We start from the raw sequence: 17031 nt of genomic DNA, 5'->3' as shown, positions 1-17031 counted from the left end.
ATGCACGAGGTGCTGCGAGCGCTGATCGACCGGGACCGCGCCGTCGTCGACCAGGAGATGTGGGGGTCCTTCTGGGACCAGCTGCGTGACGGCGCCCTCCGCTCCGGCGAGACGGTGGCGCTGCTGTCCTCGCTGTCCACCCGGATGCCCGATCGGGACACGCTGGTCGCCATGCTCCGCTCGCTGGACGAGCGCCGGCCGGCCGTCACCGCGCGGCTGGACCGCACGGCCAACATCGTCGGCACCGGAGGCGGGCCGGCCACGTTCAACATCTCCACCGCGGCGGCGTTCGTCGCCGCCGCCCTGGGCGTGCGCATCGTCAAGACGGGATCCCGCGCCTACACGAGCACCTGCGGCTCCCACGACCTGCTCGACCGCCTCGGTATCGGAACGACCACCTCCTACGAGCAGACCGACGCCCTGCTGGAACGCTTCGGCATCGCCTTCCCGGGGAACTTCGTCTACCCGCGGGAGGTGGCACTGCTGGCCCGGAGCATCGTGCCGATGGACCTGCGGATGATCGGCGGATTCATCAACTCCGTCGGCCCCTTCCTGGCTGCGGTGCCGGTCTCCGCCCAGCTCGTCGGTGTCTCGGACCATTCGCTGCTGCCGACTCTGGGCCAGGTCGCCGCCACCGTTGCCGACCGGAGGATCTGGCTGTGCTCCAACGAGCTGGGAGTCGACGAGCTCGTCAGCTCCGTCGACAACGTCGTCCTCACCAATGACGGCACCGACGCGATCCGACTGCGGGCCGAGGCTCCCGGGACTCCCGCAAGCGGCACCGACCCGATCGCCGGACTACGGCCGACCAGCGAGGGCGAGGACGTGGTCGACCACTTCCTCGGCGTGCTCTCCGGAGCCGGGACGGCTCTCGCAACGCGGACCGTCTGCCTGAACGCCGCCGCCCTGGCCGTCGCGAGCGGGCTGATCGACGGCTGGCCGGAGGCGATCAGGGCGGCCGACGACGCCCTCCGCAGCGACGCCGCCCGCGACCTCGTCGACCGCTTGCGCGCGCACCCGGCGCGCCGCGTGATCACCACGGCGCGTGCGCGGTGAGCGGGTTCTTCGCACGCCGGCCACCGGACCAGCCCGGCCTGGCGATGTTCCTCAACGCCGGAGATCCCCCGCTGCCCGTCCTGGCCGACGTCATGCGGATGCTCGACGACTGCCGCGTGGACTGCCTGGAGCTGGCGGTGCCCTTCCCCCACTCGGTCACCGACGGGCCGGTCATCCGCCGATCGGCGCAGCGGGCCCTGGCCGACGGCGTCGGACTCGACGAGGTGCTCGGACTCCTCAGCGGGATCCTGCCCCGGCTGCGCCACCTGCGGGTGGCGCTGCTGGCCGACTGGAGCCACACGGTCAGAGGCCTGACCGTGCCCGGCTTCGTCCGGCGGGTCGCCGACTCGGGCGTCGACGGCCTGCTGGTCCACGGCCTGCCGCCGCGGCTACGGGCCGGCTACCTCGAAGCGGTGCAGGAGGCGGGGCTGCCCGTGGTCGCCACCTGCTACGCCGCGTCGACGGCCGAGGTGAAGGCCGCAGCCGCCGAGTCCGCCACCGCGTACCTGTACCTGGTGGCCCACTACGGCCGCAGCGGCGGCGAGCTCACGGCCGACCGCCAGGAGCTGGCCGACGCGCTGGCCGCACTGCGCAGGACGACCGCCGTACCGATCGCCGTCGGATTCGGCGTCCGCTCCCGGGCGGACATCGACCTGCTGCACGGCCTCGGCGCCGACGCCGCGGTCGTGGGCAGCGCCGGGGTCGCCCGGATCGAGCACGCCCTCGCCGCAGGGGCCGACGTGGTCGAGGAGTTCCACACCTTCGTACAGACCGTTTCGCCGTACTCAGCAAACCGCTGATTCGGCAAGCCGCTCACTCAACAAACTGCTCATTCAGCAAACCGCTCACTCAACAAGCCGCTCATTCGGCAAACCGCTGATTCGGCAAACCGCTAGGAGGCACACCCGATGATCGTCCGACGCCTTGACGAGGTGACCACCGTGGACTGGGGCAACGGGCTCAGCCGCAGGTTCCTTCTCGAATCCGACGGCCTGGGCTACACGATGACGGACACCACCGTCCGCGCCGGCACCAAGTCGAGGCTGGAGTACCGCCGTCATCTGGAGGCCTGCTACTGCATCGAGGGAACGGGGCAGGTCGTGAACGCCGACGGCACGTCCCACCCGATCGAGCCGGGCACGCTGTACGCGCTCGACCTGCACGACGCCCACTTCCTGATCGCGGACCAGGACGCGGACCTCCGCCTGGTGTGCGTGTTCTCGCCCGCGTTGCGCGGCGACGAACGCCACAACCTGGACTCGACCGATTTCTCCGAGTACTAACAGGACTGACAGATGATCAGCTGGAACGCCGACCAGATCGCTCTGGGCGAGGGCATCGCCCAGTGGTGCGAGGAACTCAGCTCGGGCCATCTCGAAGGGGACGCGGAAGGCGCCTTCCCGTGGGACAAGTGGAAGCTGATCCAGCGGTCCGGAATCCTCGGCCTGCCGTTCGACGAGCAGTGGGGCGGGCTGGGCCAGGACCTACTCACCACCATGCACGTGCTCGAACAACTCGGCACCGGGTGCCGTGACGGCGGACTGAACTTCTCGGTCGCCACCCACCTGGTCAGCGTCGGAGTCCCGCTGCAACGGTTCGGCTCGCCGGAGCTCAAGGCGCGCCACCTGCCGGGGATCTGCTCGGGAGAGACGATCGGGGCGCACGCGATCAGCGAGACCGAGAGCGGCTCCGACGCGCTGGCGATGAGGACCACGGCCACCCGCGAGGGCGACGGCTTCGTGCTGCGGGGCGGCAAGGCCTTCATCACCAACGGCCCGGTGGCCGACGTGTTCGTGGTCTACGCGCGCACCCACCCGAAGGCCGGCCCGCTCAGCATCACCGCCTTCGTCGTGGAGCGGGACACCCCGGGGCTCGTCGTCGGGCCGCCCGTCGCCACCATGGGGCTGCGGACGGCGCCGCTGGGCGAACTGCACTTCGACGACTGCCGGATCCCCGCATCCGCCGTGATCGGCCGGGTCGGATCAGGGTTCCTGGTCCTGGACCACGTGATGAAGTGGGAGATCCTCTGCTCCTTCGTCATCAACACCGGGCAGATGCGCTACCGGCTCGACCGCTGCGTCGAGTACGCCAAGGAGCGCGTCCAGTTCGGCAGTCCGATCGGCTCGTACCAGTCGATCTCCCACAAGCTCGTGGACATGAGCATCGGCTTGGACACCGCGCGGAAGTGGCTCTACGACACGGCCGTCCGGCTGACGGAGGGCGAGAACGTCACGAGGGACATCGCCGTCAGCAAGGTCCTCGCCAGCGAGAGCAACCTCTCCTCCGCACTGGCCGCCGTGCAGATCTTCGGTGGCAGCGGGTACCTGGCCGAGTACGGACTGGAGAAGGACGTGCGCGACGCGGTCGCCGGCCCGATCTACTCGGGCACGTCGGAGATCCAACGCAACCGCATCGCCGCCATGTTGGGGTTGTGACACCTGATGCTGGTCAAGATCTGCGGAGCCGCCTCGGCCGAGGACGTGGCATCGCTCGACAGCGCCGGAGCCGACTTCGTCGGCCTGTGGCACGGCGTCCCAGGCGGCCGTGCCGACCTGACGCTCAGTCAACTCGCCTCCCTCGCCGACGCCGTACACCGAACGGCGCGCATGCATCCGGTCCTCGTGACCTTCCTCAACGACGCCGAGACGCTGCGCGCGGCGACGGCCGCGGCCCGGGTCCGGTGGGTCCAACTGCACGGCTACCAGCCGCCGGGCCTGGTCCGCGCCCTGAAGGGCACCACGGACCTCACCGTGGTCAAGGTGCTGCACCTCGGCACGGACACCCGCGCGGAGCGGTCCCTGATCGCGGCGTACGAGCGGGCCGGAACGGACCTCTTCCTGCTGGACGCGGTCGCCGGAGACGGCCGGATCGGCAGCACCGGGCAACCGGCGGACTGCGGGGCCGTCATCGAGATCGCGGACCGCCTCTCGCGGCCCTTCCTGCTGGCCGGCGGCATCTCGGCCGACAACCGGGAGGACTACCGGGCGGTGCTGGACCACCCCCTGTTCCTGGGCATCGACGTGGACACGGCGGCCAGGGACGGCGACGGACGACTGAGCGCCGACCGGGTCACGGCCGTACGGCGCGGCTGGCGTGATCCGAAAGCGAGGGCCTAGATGACGGCCGCGTTCATCGAGGCGCTGCTGGACGCCCGCCGACCGGTGATCATGGAGCTCAAACGGCAGGACGCCGCCGGGCACGACCTGTTCGGTGACAGGTCGGCCGCCCGGCTGGTCGCCGACTACCAGGACGTCGGCGCACCGTGCCTGTCCGTGGTGACCGGCCGGTGGTTCGGCGGCACCCCGGACCTGCTGCACGAGGTCGTGGCGGCAACGGACCTGCCCGTGCTGCAGAAGGACTTCATCACCCGCCGGAGCCAACTGCACCAGGCCCGCGAGAGCGGCGCGTCCGCGGTCCTGCTCACCGCCGCGCTGCTGCCGCGCGCCACCCTGGGCCATCTGGTCGAGCTCGGCCTGAGCCTGGGCCTGACGCCGTTCGTCGAGGTCACCACCGAGGAGGAGATCAGCCGCGTGCCGCGCGCCGAGGAGTGCGTGGTCGCGGTGAACAACAAGGACATCGCCACCCGCGAACGCGGCGCGGGCGACCTCGGGCGAAGCTCGTCGCTCCTGCCCGCGGTGCTGGGCAGCGGCACCCGGTGCCCGGTGAGTGCCGGGGCCATCCGCTGCCCCGATGACGCCGCCCGCCTGCTCGGTGAGGGCTTCGCAGGTGTACTCATCGGAACGGGCCTCCTGCGCGCCGCCAGCCTTCCGCAATGGCTGGACGGCCTCGACACCCACCTCGACTCCCGTCTTGGCACCCACCTCGACTCCCGTCTTGGCACCCACCTCGACTCCCGTCTTGGCACCCACCTCGACTCCCGTCTTGGCACCCGTCTCGACGCCGGCCGCGAACCGGCTCCACCCGTCCGCCGCCCGGCGGACCCCCCGACCACCGACATCTGGAGGTAACGGCATGACCAGCGAAGCATCCGAGCAGTGGAAGGTCGTCGTCAACGACGAGGAGCAGTACTCGATCTGGTCCGCCGACCGCGAGTCGCCGGCGGGCTGGCGCGAGGTCGGCGTCCGGGGCGCGAAGGACGAATGCCTCGCGCACATCGAACACGTGTGGACCGACATGCGCCCCCGCAGCCTGCGCCTGCGGTCCGTCCCGGAGGGCGGTGCGCAGTGAACCGGACGCTCGCACCGCACGGCGCACGCCCGGTGGCCGAGCCCCTGCTCTCCACCACCCTGAACCTCCCGGGGTGCCAGGCCCGGGGCTGGGTCGTCGTCGACTCCATGGTCGACGGCCTGGCCCTGGGCGGCACCAGGATGACCCGGACGGTGACCGAACAGGAGCTGACCGGGCTCGCCAGGGCGATGACCCACAAGCTGGCACTGGTCGGCCTGCCCATCGGTGGCGCCAAGGCCGGCATCGCACCCGATCCGGGCGCCACCGTCGAACGGCGGGCGGTGATGCGGGGGTTCGGCCGCGCCGCGGCCCCGCTGCTGCACGGCGGGGTGTACCTGGGGTGCGACCAGGGCACCACCTACGCCGACCGGCAGGTCGCCTTCGAGGCCGCCGGGTACGACGTCACCCGCCGCCCCGGCACCACCCGTCTCACCGTCGACTGGGCCGAACTGTGGGACCACATGGCCGACATCACCGGGTTCGGCGTGGCCGTCGCGGTGCTCGGGGCCCTACGGGCCTCCGGTGCGCGGACCCCGCAGCGCATCGCGATCCAGGGCTTCGGCACCGTCGGGCGCGCGGTGGCCGGCCACCTGGCCGCCCACGGCCACTCGGTGGTGGCCGTGGCCGACGTCCGGGGCACCATCGAGGACCAGCGCGGACTGCCCGTCGCCGAACTCGCCGCGCTCACCAGCAGCGACGGCACGATCGACCGGAGCCGCCTGCCCACCCGGGTCACCGTCCACGGGCCCGGCCAGACGTGGCTGCACGTCGACGCCGACGTGCTGGTGCTGGCGGCATCCGCCTCCGCGGTCGACGAGGAGGCGGTGCCGGCGGTCCGGGCCGGCCTGGTGGTCGAGGGCGGAAACCTGAGCTGCACCCCGCCCGCCCGCCGGTTGCTGCGCGAGGCCGGCCACACCGTCCTGCCGGACGTGGTCGTCAACGTCGGCGGAGCGGCGGCAACCGGGTGCGTGCTCGCCGGGCTGGCCCCGTCCGACCTGCCGCTCCCGCAGCTGTCCGAGTGGCTGCGCGAATGGGTCTCCAGCAGGATCGCCAGGAACTGCGAGCTGGTGCAGGAGCTGAGCGCCTCGGGCAGCGCCGATCCGGTCGCGCAGCTCCTCGGTTCGCGCGGAGCCCCGGCGGGCGCCTCCGAACCGGAGGTGCCGGCCGAGCGGTGACCCGGCGGGAGGTGTCGGCCGAACGGTGACCGGCGGGAGGACGCGCCCTCGCGGCCTCACTCGAACGTGGCTTCACTCGAAGCGAACCGCCCCCTTCGTGGTTGCTAGCCTCCCCGGATGACCGCGACATTCGACGAAGCCGTCCGCGCCCGGCTGCGGGCACCCAACATCTGGTACGTCGGCACCGTGTTCGCCGACGGAGCACCGCAGGTCAGCCCGATGTGGGTGGATCTGGAGGGCGAGGGGGAGCTGACGTTCAACACCTCGGTGGGGCGGGTGAAGGAGGAGAACCTCCGTCGCGACCCGCGCGTCTACCTCTCGCACGCGGACGCCACCGACCCCTTCGACCGCGTGCAGATCAGTGGCGTGGTGGCCCGCTTCGTCGAGGGCGAGGAGGCGCGTGACCGGATGGACCGGCTGGCCCGCAAGTACCTGGGCGTCGAACGCTTCGAGTGGACCATGCCCGGTGAGCAGCGGGTCGCGGTGATCGTGCGCCCGCTCAAGGTGCGGCACATCGTCGGGGTGGAGCGCTTCCGTCCCGGCGGGCCCGTCCCTGCCCCTGAGTAGTGCTCCTGCCGGGCGTCGTCATCGAGACCCGGCGACGGGTCGCCGTTCCGGAGGCCGGTGCGGAGGCCGGTGCAGCGACTCGTCAGCGACCGAAGCGACCGAAGCGACTCAAGGTCGGCGGTCAGTGCGCGCATGCGCGACCGGCCGCGCGTGAACCCGGCTCCCCTCATCAGGCCCCTCGGGATCGATCATCTAGGCTGGCGCGGTGACTGATGAGCAGGAGCGGGTGCAGCCGTCGGGAGTGTGGGCCACGGCGGTGGGGGTGGCCAGGGTGCGGGCGCTGGAGACCGCGCGGGTGGACGCGTTGTTCCGCGACCCACTGGCACAGGCCTTCGCCACCGCCGGCGGCCTGTGGCCCTCCTCGCCGCCACCCGCTGACGAGTCCGCGCGCCGCCGCCGACTGGCCGTGTCGTTCTCCATCGTCATCAGGACGAAGTTCCTCGACGACCTGTTGCGGCAGGCCTCCGCGTCCGGGGTCCGGCAGGTCGTGCTGCTCGGCGCCGGCATGGACAGCCGCGCCTTCCGGATGGACTGGCCCGAGGGCACCCGGCTGTTCGAGGTCGACACCGCCGCGCCACTGGACTTCAAGGCCTCGGTACTGCGCCAGGAGCGGGCCGTCGCACGCTGCGAGCGGATCACCGTCGCGGCGGATCTGCGGGAGGACTGGCCGGCCGCGCTGGCCGCCGCAGGGCACGACCCGGCCGCGCCGACCGTGTGGATCGCCGAAGGACTGCTGATCTATCTGCCCGAGGACGCGGTGGAGCTGCTGCTGGCCCGGATCAGCGCGCAGTCGGCGGCAGGCAGTCGGATGGGGCTGACGTTGGGCTCGCGCGGCGTGATCGAGCGCTTCGGCGCGGACGCGGTGCCGGGCTCGGCGGCGTCCATGTGGGTCTCGGAGATGCCCGACGACCCGGTGCGCTGGCTGGCCGGGCACGGCTGGGAGGCCGACAGCCACACCCTGCGCGAGCGCGCCGCCGCCTACGGCCGCCCGGTCAGCACCCCGGCGCAGCGCGAGGAGCAGCCCGGCGGACTGGTCTCGGCGGTCCGCCGGTAGGGCGCCTCCCGGTTCCCCGGTTCCCCGGTTCTCCGGTTCTGCGGTTCTGCGGTTCCCCGGATCATCGGTTCCAGGGGAGCCTGATCCGCCCAACAGCCGCCCGGACGCTGCCACTTCACGTGAACGAATCCAGGCCGCCGGCGGGGACGTCCCGCTGGAGGTCGCGGATGTGCGGGACCGTGGCCGCCACGTCCAGCGCGTTCCGGCAAAGGGTTCGTCAACGGTCATTCCCGAACTCCCGGATCCCGCAGGTGGCATGCCCACCGGGTCCGGCCGGACCGGCATTCGCCGTGGTCGGGAGGTGGAGGGGAGTTGGCGAAATCGTGTCCATGACCGGTCCGGCCCCGTTGACCGCCGGTACGGCCGGGCGGTTGGCTCGGCCCGAGCCGGCCGGCGGGGGCGGGAGGCGGTACGGCCCGAGGCAAGGGGAGGACGGTTCAGGTGGAACGGACGAACGCGAGGACCCGCGGCCGGTGGGCGGTACGGGCCGGCAGCGTGCTGGCAGCCGCACTCCTGGCCGCCACCACGGCCCAGGTCCAGGCCCAGGCCCAGGCCGCGCCGCTCCCGGAGGGCACCGTCACGGTGAACGTCGCCCCCGACGGCACCCCGGCCGACGACTGGTCGGAGCCGCTCGGCCTGAGCGCCGACGGCCGCTACGCCCTCTTCACCTCGCTGGCCGCCAACCTGGTGCCCGGCGACACCAACCGCCTGTACGACGTGTTCGTCCGCGACCTGTGGACCGGGCACACCGAGCGGGTGAGCGTGGCCGACGACGGCGGCCAGCTCGACGGCTCCACCAACCAGGCGGCGATCAGCGCCGACGGCCGGTACGTGGCCTTCAGCACGAACGCCGCCGACGTCGTCCCGGGGCAGCACGGCGGCGGCCGGTTCGACGTCTACGTCCGCGACCGCTGGACCGGCCGCACCGAACCGCTCAGCGCGGGCACCGGCGCCGGCAACTCGCTCGACCCGGCGATCAGCGCCGACGGCCGGTACGTCGCGTACACCTCGGACCGCTCCGACCTCGCCCCCGGCACCCAGCCCGGCGTCCAGCCCGGCGTCCAGAACATCCACCTGACGGACCGCCGGACCGGCACCACCCGTCTGGTCAGCACCGGCCGCGACGGCGCCCCCGCCGACGGCGGCTCGGTCGAGCCCTCACTCAGCGCCGACGGCCAGACCGTCGCCTTCCGCTCCAAGGCGACCAACCTGCTGCCGACCGCGCCCACGACGGCCACAACGGCCACGGCCGCCACCAAGCCCCCGCCCGCACGGCAGCTCTTCCCGCTCTACACCTACGACGCGCGCACCGGCCGGATCCAGGGCGCCAGCATCGACGCCGCCGGCACCCTGCGCGACGCCGCCAAGGCCGGACGCCTCAGCCCCGACGGCCGCTACGCCCTCTTCCGCGTCTTCGAGCGCGAGCAGGACGTCGTCCAGGTCCGCCTCTACGCCCGCGACCTGCGCACGGGCACGGTGACCACGGTCTCCGCCGTCGACTCCCAGCCCGCCGTCATGACCGCCGACGACCGCTGGGTCTACTTCGCCTCCGACTCCGCCGCCCTCGTCCCCGGCGACACCAACGGCGTCGCGGACGTCTTCCGCCGCGACCTGTGGACCGGCCGGACCGAACGCGTCAGCACGGCGGCCGACGGCAGCCAGCGCCCCGGCGCCTCCACCGCCCCCAGCGTGGACGCCCTCGGCACGACGGTCCTGTTCAGCACCCTGAACGGAACCGGCGCGGAGCTCCTGGCCCGCCGCCTGCCGCCACTCTGACTCCGGTCGAACTCCCCTCTCCGGCACTCCCGATGACGGCGACGGTGCAACGCGCCGGAGAGGGTCCAATTCGGTTGAGCGGCCGACACGGCCCTGATAACAATGTGACATGATACAAGGACTCAAGATCGCCCTCCGCGCACGCCACGAGAGCGACGTAGCCGTTCTGCAGACCGAACTGTACGACGACGTCGCCGTCCGATCCCGGGCCGACTCCCGCCCCTGGCGGCCCATCTCGCCGGGCGCGGCAGAGTCCCCCTACGCGCTGACCCCGCCCTCGGAGGAAGCGGCCTGCTTCTCCGTACTGGAGCTGGCCTCGGGGGAGTTGGCCGGGGAGGCCGTGCTCTGGGGAATCGACACCCACAACCGCACCGCCCACCTCGGGATCGCCCTGCGCCCGGGCCTGCGCGGCCGGGGCCTGGGCACGGATGTGGTCAGGGTGCTCTGCCAGTACGGCTTCGCGGTACGCGGCTTGCACCGGCTGCAACTGGAGACCCTCGCCGACAACACTCCGATGATCGCGGCCGCCCGCAGGGCCGGCTTCACCCTGGAGGGAACGCTCCGCCGCTCCGCCTGGGTGTGCGGCGAGTTCGCGGACGAGGCCGTCCTCGGGCTCCTCGCCGAAGAGTGGAGGCCGTGACCATACCTACCAACACGGAGATCATCGGCCTGGCCCTGGACCGGATCACGGCCGGGTACGTCTTCCCCCAGCGAGTCGTGGGTGTCGTGCCGGACCTCGCCACCACCTCGGGGCAGGCGCTTGCGGCGGCGCACAAGGACGCACTGCACCGCGCGGCATAGCCGCCTCAGCGCCTTCGGTGACGCCCGGAGCCTTGCAGGGACCGGGACGTCGGGGCCGCTTGCGGGGTGGCCGATCCGGTCGGCGACGGGTGGGGCGCCGTCGGCCGGGGCGAGGCTCCGGGTGACGACGTTGACGTCGACCGCGGTGATGATCACACGGAACGGGATGCCGCCGCCGTCGCTGATCAGGTGGTCCTTGTGGATCCGACGTTCGTCATCCTGAAGGCCGCGAAAGGGTGAACTGCTCCATCTCGGTCCCGTAGTAGCGGTCAGTCAGTCCGCGCCCGGCCATCCCCAACCGGCGGCAGACCGCCATCGAAGGATCGTTGCCCGGCCGAACGACCGCGTGGACCTCCGCCAGCCCGCTCGCGAACCCGGCCGCCACCAGAGCCCGGGCCGCCTCAGTGGCGAAACCGCTCCCCCAGCTGTCGGGATGGAAGTGCCACCCCACCTCCACCGCGCCGTCCCCGTCCGGAATCGGCGCCAGCAGCACCGTGCCTACCAGCACTGCCGTGTCCCGCCGCTCCACGGCCCAGCACCCGAACGGCGGGTTCACCGACCGTTCCCGGAAGCGCCCGATCAGCGCCTCCGCGGCCCCCTCGTCCGCCAGCACCTTCGGCTCCGCGCCCAGCCACCGGGCGACCTCCCAGCGGGAGTAGATGTCCAGCGCACGGTCGCGGTCGGCGGGCCGCCACTGGCGCAGGGTCAGGCGTTCGGTCTCGTACACGGGATCTCCGGGGTGAGGGTGGGCATGCCTGCGGGCGATCCTCCTCCTCGTGGACCACAGCAGCCACGGGATTTCCGTCGCGTGGAGTGCCGACCCCCTTGCTCGGCGAACGTCACCGCCACCCGCCGTCGACGACGCCGTCACCACCGGCTCCAGCAGCTCCTGGTGAGCCCGGATCCGTTTCACAGGGGCCTTGCCAGACACTACGGTCACCGTACTATGGTGGGGAACGTGAAGAACAAACGCTCCATGCAGGAGCCGACCTTCCTGCTCCTCACCGCGCTGGCCGACCGGCCTCGGCACGGCTACGCGCTCGGCGACGAGGTCGCCGCGATCTCCGAAGGCCGGGTACGGCTCGGCGCCGGCAGCCTGTACGGCACCCTCGACCGACTCCTGGCCGAGGGGCTGATCCGCGTCGAGCGCGAGGAGACGGTGGACGGGCGCCCCCGGCGCGTGTTCGCCCTCACCCCGGACGGTGAACAGTCGCTCAGGAACGAGGCCGAACGCCTCCGCTCCGCACTGCGCGAGGCCGACCGGCGCCTGACGCAGACCTGGACCCGTCCCGCAGGAGGCACGGCATGACCTCGAAGCACCCCTTGAACACGCGCCTGCTGCAACGGGCCCTCCGGCTGTACCCGGCTTCCTACGGCGCCGGTGCACTCGCGGAGGTCGCCGACCTCGCCCAGCACCGGATCGCCCGCTCCAGCTCCGCGGCGGGGCTGCGCGAGGTGGCCGACGTCGCCGGGCACGGGGCCCGGCTCCGGCTGGGGATGGTCTCCCACCGGCCGCCGGGCCGGGCGTTCGCCACCGCGGCGCCGCTCGCCGCGATGCTGGCCGGAACGTACGCGGCGACCTACCTGTGGCGGAACCTGCGGCTCGCCATCAGCCCCGAGTCCCCCGGCTTCCCCGCCGGAGTCCCGGTGGGAGGCGCGCTCCTGGCGGCGATGTCGCTGCTCGTCCCCGCTGTGCTGACGGCCTGCGCGGTCGTGGCCGGCCGCTGGTCGGCCGCACGGGCCCTGGCCCTGGTGTCGCTGGTACTGGCGCCGCTGTTCTACGCCATGTGCCGCTTCGGGCTGCTCGACCTCGACTTCCGCACCGCGGCCGAACTCGGCCTCGGCCCCCGGGGGTTCGGGCTGATCGTGCTCAACACCCTCGTCCTGCTGGTCGCCCCGCCGGACCGGACCCGCAGGACCGGTGCCGGGCTCTGGCTGGTCGCCGCCACGGTCACGGCCCTGGGCATCGGCGCCACGATCACCGGCGAATCCGCCGAGCGGATCCTCACCTCCGGCTTCGGCACCTGGGCCCCGCTCGCCACCGGTGCCGCCCTGGCCTTCACCGCCCGGACGGCCGGGAACGCGGCCCTGGCCGCGACCGTCCTGGCGGCGCCGCCCGTACTCACCCCCGTACTCCTCGGCGGCCACGCGTCGGTCGCGGCGATGCTGCCTCAGCTCCTCATCCCGTCCGCCTTCGGCTACCTGACGGCCCGAAGCGCGATCCTCCTCATCGACCGTCTCCCCCGACGGGGCCGTGTCTCCCGCCCCTGACCGGCTCCGCGCCAGGACGCCCTGGCCCTCTCCCCCGGTGAGTCCGGCCGGTCGGAGCTCGGCGAAGGCCGACGCGCCGAGGTGCTGCAACAAGGTCGGTAGGTCCGGACATCGGTCTGTCGGAACAGCCGTTGTGCTCACGGCTTCGACAGCACCGATGTCGAGGCGCCCTTGCTGGAACTGACGGCCTACCGAGAAACCACCACCCGACTCCATCCGCGACCGGGGCGACCGGACGTGGCGGCGAGTTCCGTGGGCGGTCCGCTGCTGTGGCCGTCGCGGGAGAAGGGACCCGTGCTGAGAACCACGAGCGAGCTCGTCATGTTCGACGCCGCCTACTTCGGCACCGAGGTCGGGACGCTCGCGGACAGCACCGTTCTCGATCTCGGCACCGGCCGCCACCGGGTGGACTCGGCGAGCATCGAGCCCGACCACCTCACGTGCTTTCGCGTCCACCGATTCGTCGAGCTGACCTGACCGGTCGTTGGCGCGGAGAGGGTCTGCGAGGTACGGCTCGGCGGGTCGGATGGACACGGTCGCGGCAACCGGGCCCGGCCGGGTGTCAGGGGTGGTAGTCGGTGAGGGTGTGGGTGGGGGTCCAGCCCTGGGCGCGGGCGCGGGTGAGGTCAAGGACGACGCTGCGGGTGAGGAGGTCGACGGTGTAGGGGGTGAGTCCGGGGATGCGGGTGGTGCGGGCGGCGAGGCGGGCGAGGGGTGCGGGGAGGTGGGCGATGCGGGCGGGGACGCGGTGGGCGGTGAGGACGTGGCGCAGGGCGTCGTCGCGGCGGTAGGGGGTGGCGTCGGCGATGTTGTAGGCGCCGGGCGGCCAGGGCGGGGTGCCGGTGAGGCCGAGGGCGGACAGGCAGGCGTCGGTGAGGTTGGCGACGGCGGTGAGGCTGAGCGGGATGTCGCGGCCGGGCAGCGGGAGCAGGCCGTGCCGGGCGCGGGCGAGCAGTTGGGGGACGAGGTGGGGGTCGCCGGGGCCGTAGACGGCGCGGGGGCGCAGGACGACGGCGCCGACCGCGAGGGCGAGGCGTTCGGCGGCGGCCTTGGTGCGGCCGTAGGCGTTGAGGTGGCCGGCGGCGGTGGGGTGGTCCTCGGTGACGGCGGGGGCGGCGGTGGCGGCGGGGGCGGTGCGGGCGGTGGTGCGCGGGTCGTAGACGCTGGCGCTGCTCACGTGGACGAGGGGGCGGTCGCCGGCCGCGCGCAGGACGCGTTCGGTGCCGGTGACGTTGACGGCGTGCTGGTGGGCTTCGGCGGGATCGCCCGGGGGCAGGTCGGCGACGGCGGCGGCGCAGTGGACGACGAGGTCGGCGCCGGTGAAGTCGGGCTCGCCCTCGTCTGCGTCCCAGGGGCGGTGGCGGCCGACCGGGCCGGGGCGGCGGCCGTGGCAGGAGACTTCGAGGCCCAGGGCGGCGGCGGTGCGGGCGAGGTGGGCGCCGCAGAAGCCGGTGGCGCCGGTGATGGCGAGGTGCATCAGGATCTTCCCCGTCGGACGGTGAGTTCGGCGTAGCCGGGCAGGGCGCTGCGGCGGTCGACCCGGGCGCGGGTGACGACCGGGTGGTGGGGGGCGAGCGCCAGGAGGAGGTCGGCGAGCAGGGTGCGGACCAGTCCGGCTCCGGGGCAGGCGTGCGGGCCGGCGCCGAAGACCGCCTGGGTGGCGGCGGGATCGTCGGCCGGGCCGCGGCGGTGGGCCCGGGCGGCGTGCCGGACGACCAGGACCAGTCGGTCGCCGGCCCGTACGGGGTGCCCGGCGAGGGTGGTGTCGGCGGCGGCGACCCGGGGCAGCAGCGGGGACGGGGCGGTCAGGCGCAGGAGTTCGGCGGCGAGGCGGGGTGCGGTCGTCTCGCTCACGGTCGGCCAGAGCCCGGCGTCGGCGCACCAGGCGACGGCCCGGGGCAGTGCGGCGACGGTGGTGTTCACGGCGGCGACGGCCACCATGGCGTCACGCGCGTCGGGCGCGTCGGGCAGCAGGGCGGCGAGCCGGGCCGCGGCGGCGACCGTGGCGGCGACCGCGTCCGGGCCGCGGCGGCGGGGGCCGGGGAGGTGGTCGCGGGCCGCGTGGGCGGCGGCTTCGGCCGCGGCGTGGGCGAGGCGGTGCGGGCAGGACTGCGCGCCGGTCAGGGCGGCGGCCGTGACACCGGCCAACTCGCGCGCCAGTGAGACGAGTTCGAGCTCGCCGGCGGCAAGGTCCGGGATCCGCGTCGCGAGCACGGCCTGCCAGTGCGGGCGGATCCGTTGCTGTGCGGCGGTGTCGAGGCCGCCGGCCAGGGCGCGGCGGGCGCTTCGGTGTTCGGCGCCGTCCTGGTCGAACAGCAGTCCGCCGACGGTGAGTTCGGCCGCTGCGCCGCCGGTGGTGCCGGGTGCGGTGCGGTCCAGCGGGACCCGGGTGAGCGCTTCGCGGTAGGCCTCGGTGCCGTGCACCAGCACGGTGCGGCCGAGCCGGACCACCGGGCGGCGGCGGGTGGCGGCGAGCAGGGCGAAGAGCAGGGGGTGGCTGCGCAGGTAGACGCGGCGGTCCCGGCGGCGGGCCCGGCGGGCGGCGGCGGGTGGGGGCGGCGGCGGGGGCACCGATGCGGGCGTCGGTGCGGGCACGGGGTCGGTCACCGGTCCAGCTCCCGTGCGCAGTGCGCGGCGGCCGCCGCCCGGTCGGGCTTGCGGGAGCGGCCCGCGAGCGGGACCTCGCCGAACAGGACGGCGTCCGGCCGGGCCGCTGCCATCCGGTCGAGCGGTCGGCGCAGGGCCTCGCGCAGGCGCCGCGGGTCGGTGCCCGGCGCCGGCTGGACGAGGGCGACCAGCCGCTCGTCGCCGTCCCCGGCCGGAACGCCGACCAGGACGGCGAGTTCGACGCCCGGCAGGTGCAGCGCCGGTTCGTACAGGCCGGGGTAGATGTTCTCGGCGCGGCGCAGCACCATGTCCTTGAGGCGGCCGGCGAGGACGATCCGTCCGTCGGGGGTGAGCGCGGCGCGGTCGCCGGTGCGCACCCAGGGGTCGGGGTCCTCGCCGAGGTAGCGGTGGCGGGCGCCCGGGCCGGTGAGCAGCAGTTCACCGCCGGTGGCGATCCGGGCGCGGACGCCGGGCAGGGGGGCTCCGACCAGGTCGCCGTCCCCGTCGTGGGCGCTCTTGTCCGCCTCCTCGACGGCGGCGGCCGGGAACAGTTCGGTGAGCGCGTAGACGCTCCAGGCCTGGTGGGCGCCGGACTGCTTGACCCGGCGCAACAGGGCGGCGTCGGCCGGGGCCGAGCCCGTCCAGACCCGGCCGGTGAAGCGGGCCCCGGCGGCGAGGGCGGCGCGCAGTTGCGGTGGGGTGAGGTAGGTGTGGGCGGGGTCGAGGCGGGCGAGTTGACGGCCGAGCGCGGCGGGGCGGCGGGCGGGCAGCACCACGGCGGCGCCCGCGGCGAGGGCCGGGACGAGGACGAAGAACGTCCCGCCGAGGACGACCGTCCCGGGGCGCGGGTCGACCAGGTCGGCGACGGTGCGCAGCCCGGCGGCCAGCCCGTCCCGGGTGTGGACGACGGCGCGCGGGCGCGCGGTGGTGCCGGAGGTGAAGACGATCACCGCGTCCGTTTCCGGGCCGCCGTCAGGTCGGGCGGGCGGGGTCGCGCCGGCAGGGCGCAGGTGCGGCGCGCAGCCGGGCAGGCGGCGGCCCAGGGTGGCGACCGGCCCGAGTGCGGTGAGACGGGGCAGGGCGAGGTCGGCGCGGCGGGCGAGCGGCCCGGCCCAGCCGGCCACGGCCTGGGCGGCGGCGTCGGCGAGGACGAGATCGGGGCTGGCCAGGGTGAGCCGGGCGGCGAGCACGTCGGGCCCGGCGGTCGGGTCGAGGACGGCGATGCGCAGGCCCAGCCGGTGCGCGGCGAGCATGACGGCCAGTGCGCGCGGCCCGGGCCGGACGGCGACGCCGACGGTGTCGCCGGGGCCGAGGCCGTGGGCGTGCAGCGCGGCGGCGTAGCCGTCGGCCAGGTCGGCGAGTTCGCCGCGGCGGATCACCGGGCGGACGGTGCCCAGGCGGGTGTGGCGCAGGACGGCGGGCCGGTCGGGGTGGTCGGTGCGCAGGGCGTGGGTGAGCCGGTCGAGCATGGCGGGGTCCTTCGGCGGGCTGCGGAGTGGCGGGCTGCGGGCTGCGGGCTGCGGAGCGGAGCGGGTC

General features: G+C 74.0%; 20 protein-coding genes. 16 read left to right on the top strand and 4 right to left on the bottom strand.

Going from position 1 to position 17031, the window contains the following annotated elements:
* The 13 genes from AC07AL_RS08490 (at position 1) to AC07AL_RS08430 (ending at position 10617) form a co-directional block, all read left to right on the top strand.
* Positions 1-1056 (top strand): anthranilate phosphoribosyltransferase, encoded by a 1056-nt coding sequence (locus tag AC07AL_RS08490; protein ID WP_363583407.1) that lies wholly within the window; start codon positions 1-3, stop codon positions 1054-1056.
* Entirely contained in the window at positions 1053-1856 is an 804-nt protein-coding gene (gene trpA / locus AC07AL_RS08485) for a tryptophan synthase subunit alpha (RefSeq protein WP_363583405.1), read from the top strand. The genes AC07AL_RS08490 and trpA overlap by 4 nt, the downstream gene beginning before the upstream one ends.
* 108 nt (positions 1857-1964) lie before the next feature.
* Complete coding sequence (locus tag AC07AL_RS08480; RefSeq protein WP_331744348.1) at positions 1965-2339, top strand: ectoine synthase; 375 nt, start codon at positions 1965-1967, stop codon at positions 2337-2339.
* A 12-nt stretch (positions 2340-2351) separates the two neighbouring features.
* Complete coding sequence (locus tag AC07AL_RS08475) at positions 2352-3491, top strand: acyl-CoA dehydrogenase family protein (RefSeq protein ID WP_363583403.1); 1140 nt, start codon at positions 2352-2354, stop codon at positions 3489-3491.
* Between the two features lie 6 nt (positions 3492-3497).
* Positions 3498-4172: a phosphoribosylanthranilate isomerase gene (locus AC07AL_RS08470; RefSeq protein WP_363583401.1), complete on the top strand. Its 675-nt coding sequence runs from the start codon at positions 3498-3500 to the stop codon at positions 4170-4172.
* On the top strand, positions 4173-5024 hold the full coding sequence (locus AC07AL_RS08465) for a beta/alpha barrel domain-containing protein (protein ID WP_478317216.1): 852 nt from the start codon (positions 4173-4175) through the stop codon (positions 5022-5024).
* 4 nt (positions 5025-5028) lie between these two features.
* Positions 5029-5244, top strand: a complete 216-nt coding sequence (locus AC07AL_RS08460) for an MbtH family protein (protein ID WP_363629998.1) — start codon at positions 5029-5031, stop codon at positions 5242-5244.
* Positions 5241-6419, top strand: coding sequence for a Glu/Leu/Phe/Val dehydrogenase dimerization domain-containing protein (locus AC07AL_RS08455; RefSeq protein WP_400987290.1), 1179 nt, complete (start codon positions 5241-5243; stop codon positions 6417-6419). The genes AC07AL_RS08460 and AC07AL_RS08455 overlap by 4 nt, the downstream gene beginning before the upstream one ends.
* Before the next feature lie 117 nt (positions 6420-6536).
* Positions 6537-6986 carry a TIGR03618 family F420-dependent PPOX class oxidoreductase gene (locus AC07AL_RS08450; RefSeq protein WP_363629994.1) on the top strand — a complete coding sequence of 150 codons (450 nt, stop codon included), beginning with the start codon at positions 6537-6539 and terminating at the stop codon, positions 6984-6986.
* A 205-nt stretch (positions 6987-7191) separates the two neighbouring features.
* Complete coding sequence (locus AC07AL_RS08445) at positions 7192-8040, top strand: class I SAM-dependent methyltransferase (protein WP_363629992.1); 849 nt, start codon at positions 7192-7194, stop codon at positions 8038-8040.
* 441 nt (positions 8041-8481) lie between these two features.
* Positions 8482-9816 carry a TolB-like translocation protein gene (locus AC07AL_RS08440; RefSeq protein ID WP_400808383.1) on the top strand — a complete coding sequence of 445 codons (1335 nt, stop codon included), beginning with the start codon at positions 8482-8484 and terminating at the stop codon, positions 9814-9816.
* A 109-nt stretch (positions 9817-9925) separates the two neighbouring features.
* Positions 9926-10456, top strand: a complete 531-nt coding sequence (locus AC07AL_RS08435) for a GNAT family N-acetyltransferase (protein ID WP_400808386.1) — start codon at positions 9926-9928, stop codon at positions 10454-10456.
* Positions 10453-10617 carry a hypothetical protein gene (locus tag AC07AL_RS08430; RefSeq protein WP_400335213.1) on the top strand — a complete coding sequence of 55 codons (165 nt, stop codon included), beginning with the start codon at positions 10453-10455 and terminating at the stop codon, positions 10615-10617. Before AC07AL_RS08435 ends, AC07AL_RS08430 begins: the two co-directional genes overlap by 4 nt.
* A 214-nt stretch (positions 10618-10831) precedes the next feature.
* On the opposite strand, the gene AC07AL_RS08425 is transcribed toward AC07AL_RS08430, so the two are convergent.
* Complete coding sequence (locus AC07AL_RS08425) at positions 10832-11344, bottom strand: GNAT family N-acetyltransferase (protein WP_363583381.1); 513 nt, start codon at positions 11342-11344, stop codon at positions 10832-10834.
* 249 nt (positions 11345-11593) lie between these two features.
* On the opposite strand from AC07AL_RS08425, the gene AC07AL_RS08420 reads away from it, so the two are divergent.
* From AC07AL_RS08420 to AC07AL_RS08410, 3 genes are all read left to right on the top strand, one after another.
* A complete protein-coding gene (locus tag AC07AL_RS08420; protein ID WP_079136622.1) occupies positions 11594-11926 on the top strand; it encodes a PadR family transcriptional regulator in 333 nt (110 codons plus the stop codon).
* A complete protein-coding gene (locus AC07AL_RS08415; RefSeq protein ID WP_478317215.1) occupies positions 11923-12888 on the top strand; it encodes a hypothetical protein in 966 nt (321 codons plus the stop codon). The genes AC07AL_RS08420 and AC07AL_RS08415 overlap by 4 nt, the downstream gene beginning before the upstream one ends.
* A 294-nt stretch (positions 12889-13182) precedes the next feature.
* A complete protein-coding gene (locus AC07AL_RS08410) occupies positions 13183-13365 on the top strand; it encodes a hypothetical protein (protein WP_363629982.1) in 183 nt (60 codons plus the stop codon).
* A gap of 85 nt (positions 13366-13450) precedes the next feature.
* Here the strand turns inward: AC07AL_RS08410 and AC07AL_RS08405 are convergent, their stop codons facing one another.
* From AC07AL_RS08405 to AC07AL_RS08395, 3 genes are read right to left on the bottom strand one after another with little or no spacing between them, the layout of a single operon-like run.
* A complete protein-coding gene (locus tag AC07AL_RS08405) occupies positions 13451-14365 on the bottom strand; it encodes an NAD-dependent epimerase/dehydratase family protein (RefSeq protein ID WP_478317214.1) in 915 nt (304 codons plus the stop codon).
* Positions 14365-15495 carry a cytochrome P450 family protein gene (locus tag AC07AL_RS08400; RefSeq protein ID WP_478317213.1) on the bottom strand — a complete coding sequence of 377 codons (1131 nt, stop codon included), beginning with the start codon at positions 15493-15495 and terminating at the stop codon, positions 14365-14367. The genes AC07AL_RS08405 and AC07AL_RS08400 overlap by 1 nt, the downstream gene beginning before the upstream one ends.
* Entirely contained in the window at positions 15492-16964 is a 1473-nt protein-coding gene (locus AC07AL_RS08395) for a class I adenylate-forming enzyme family protein (RefSeq protein ID WP_363629978.1), read from the bottom strand. The genes AC07AL_RS08400 and AC07AL_RS08395 overlap by 4 nt, the downstream gene beginning before the upstream one ends.
* Positions 16965-17031: the final 67 nt, after the last annotated feature.

It is taken from the genome of Kitasatospora sp. NPDC043949 (assembly GCF_056435365.1).
This window is presented reverse-complemented; position numbering and strand designations above follow the sequence as displayed.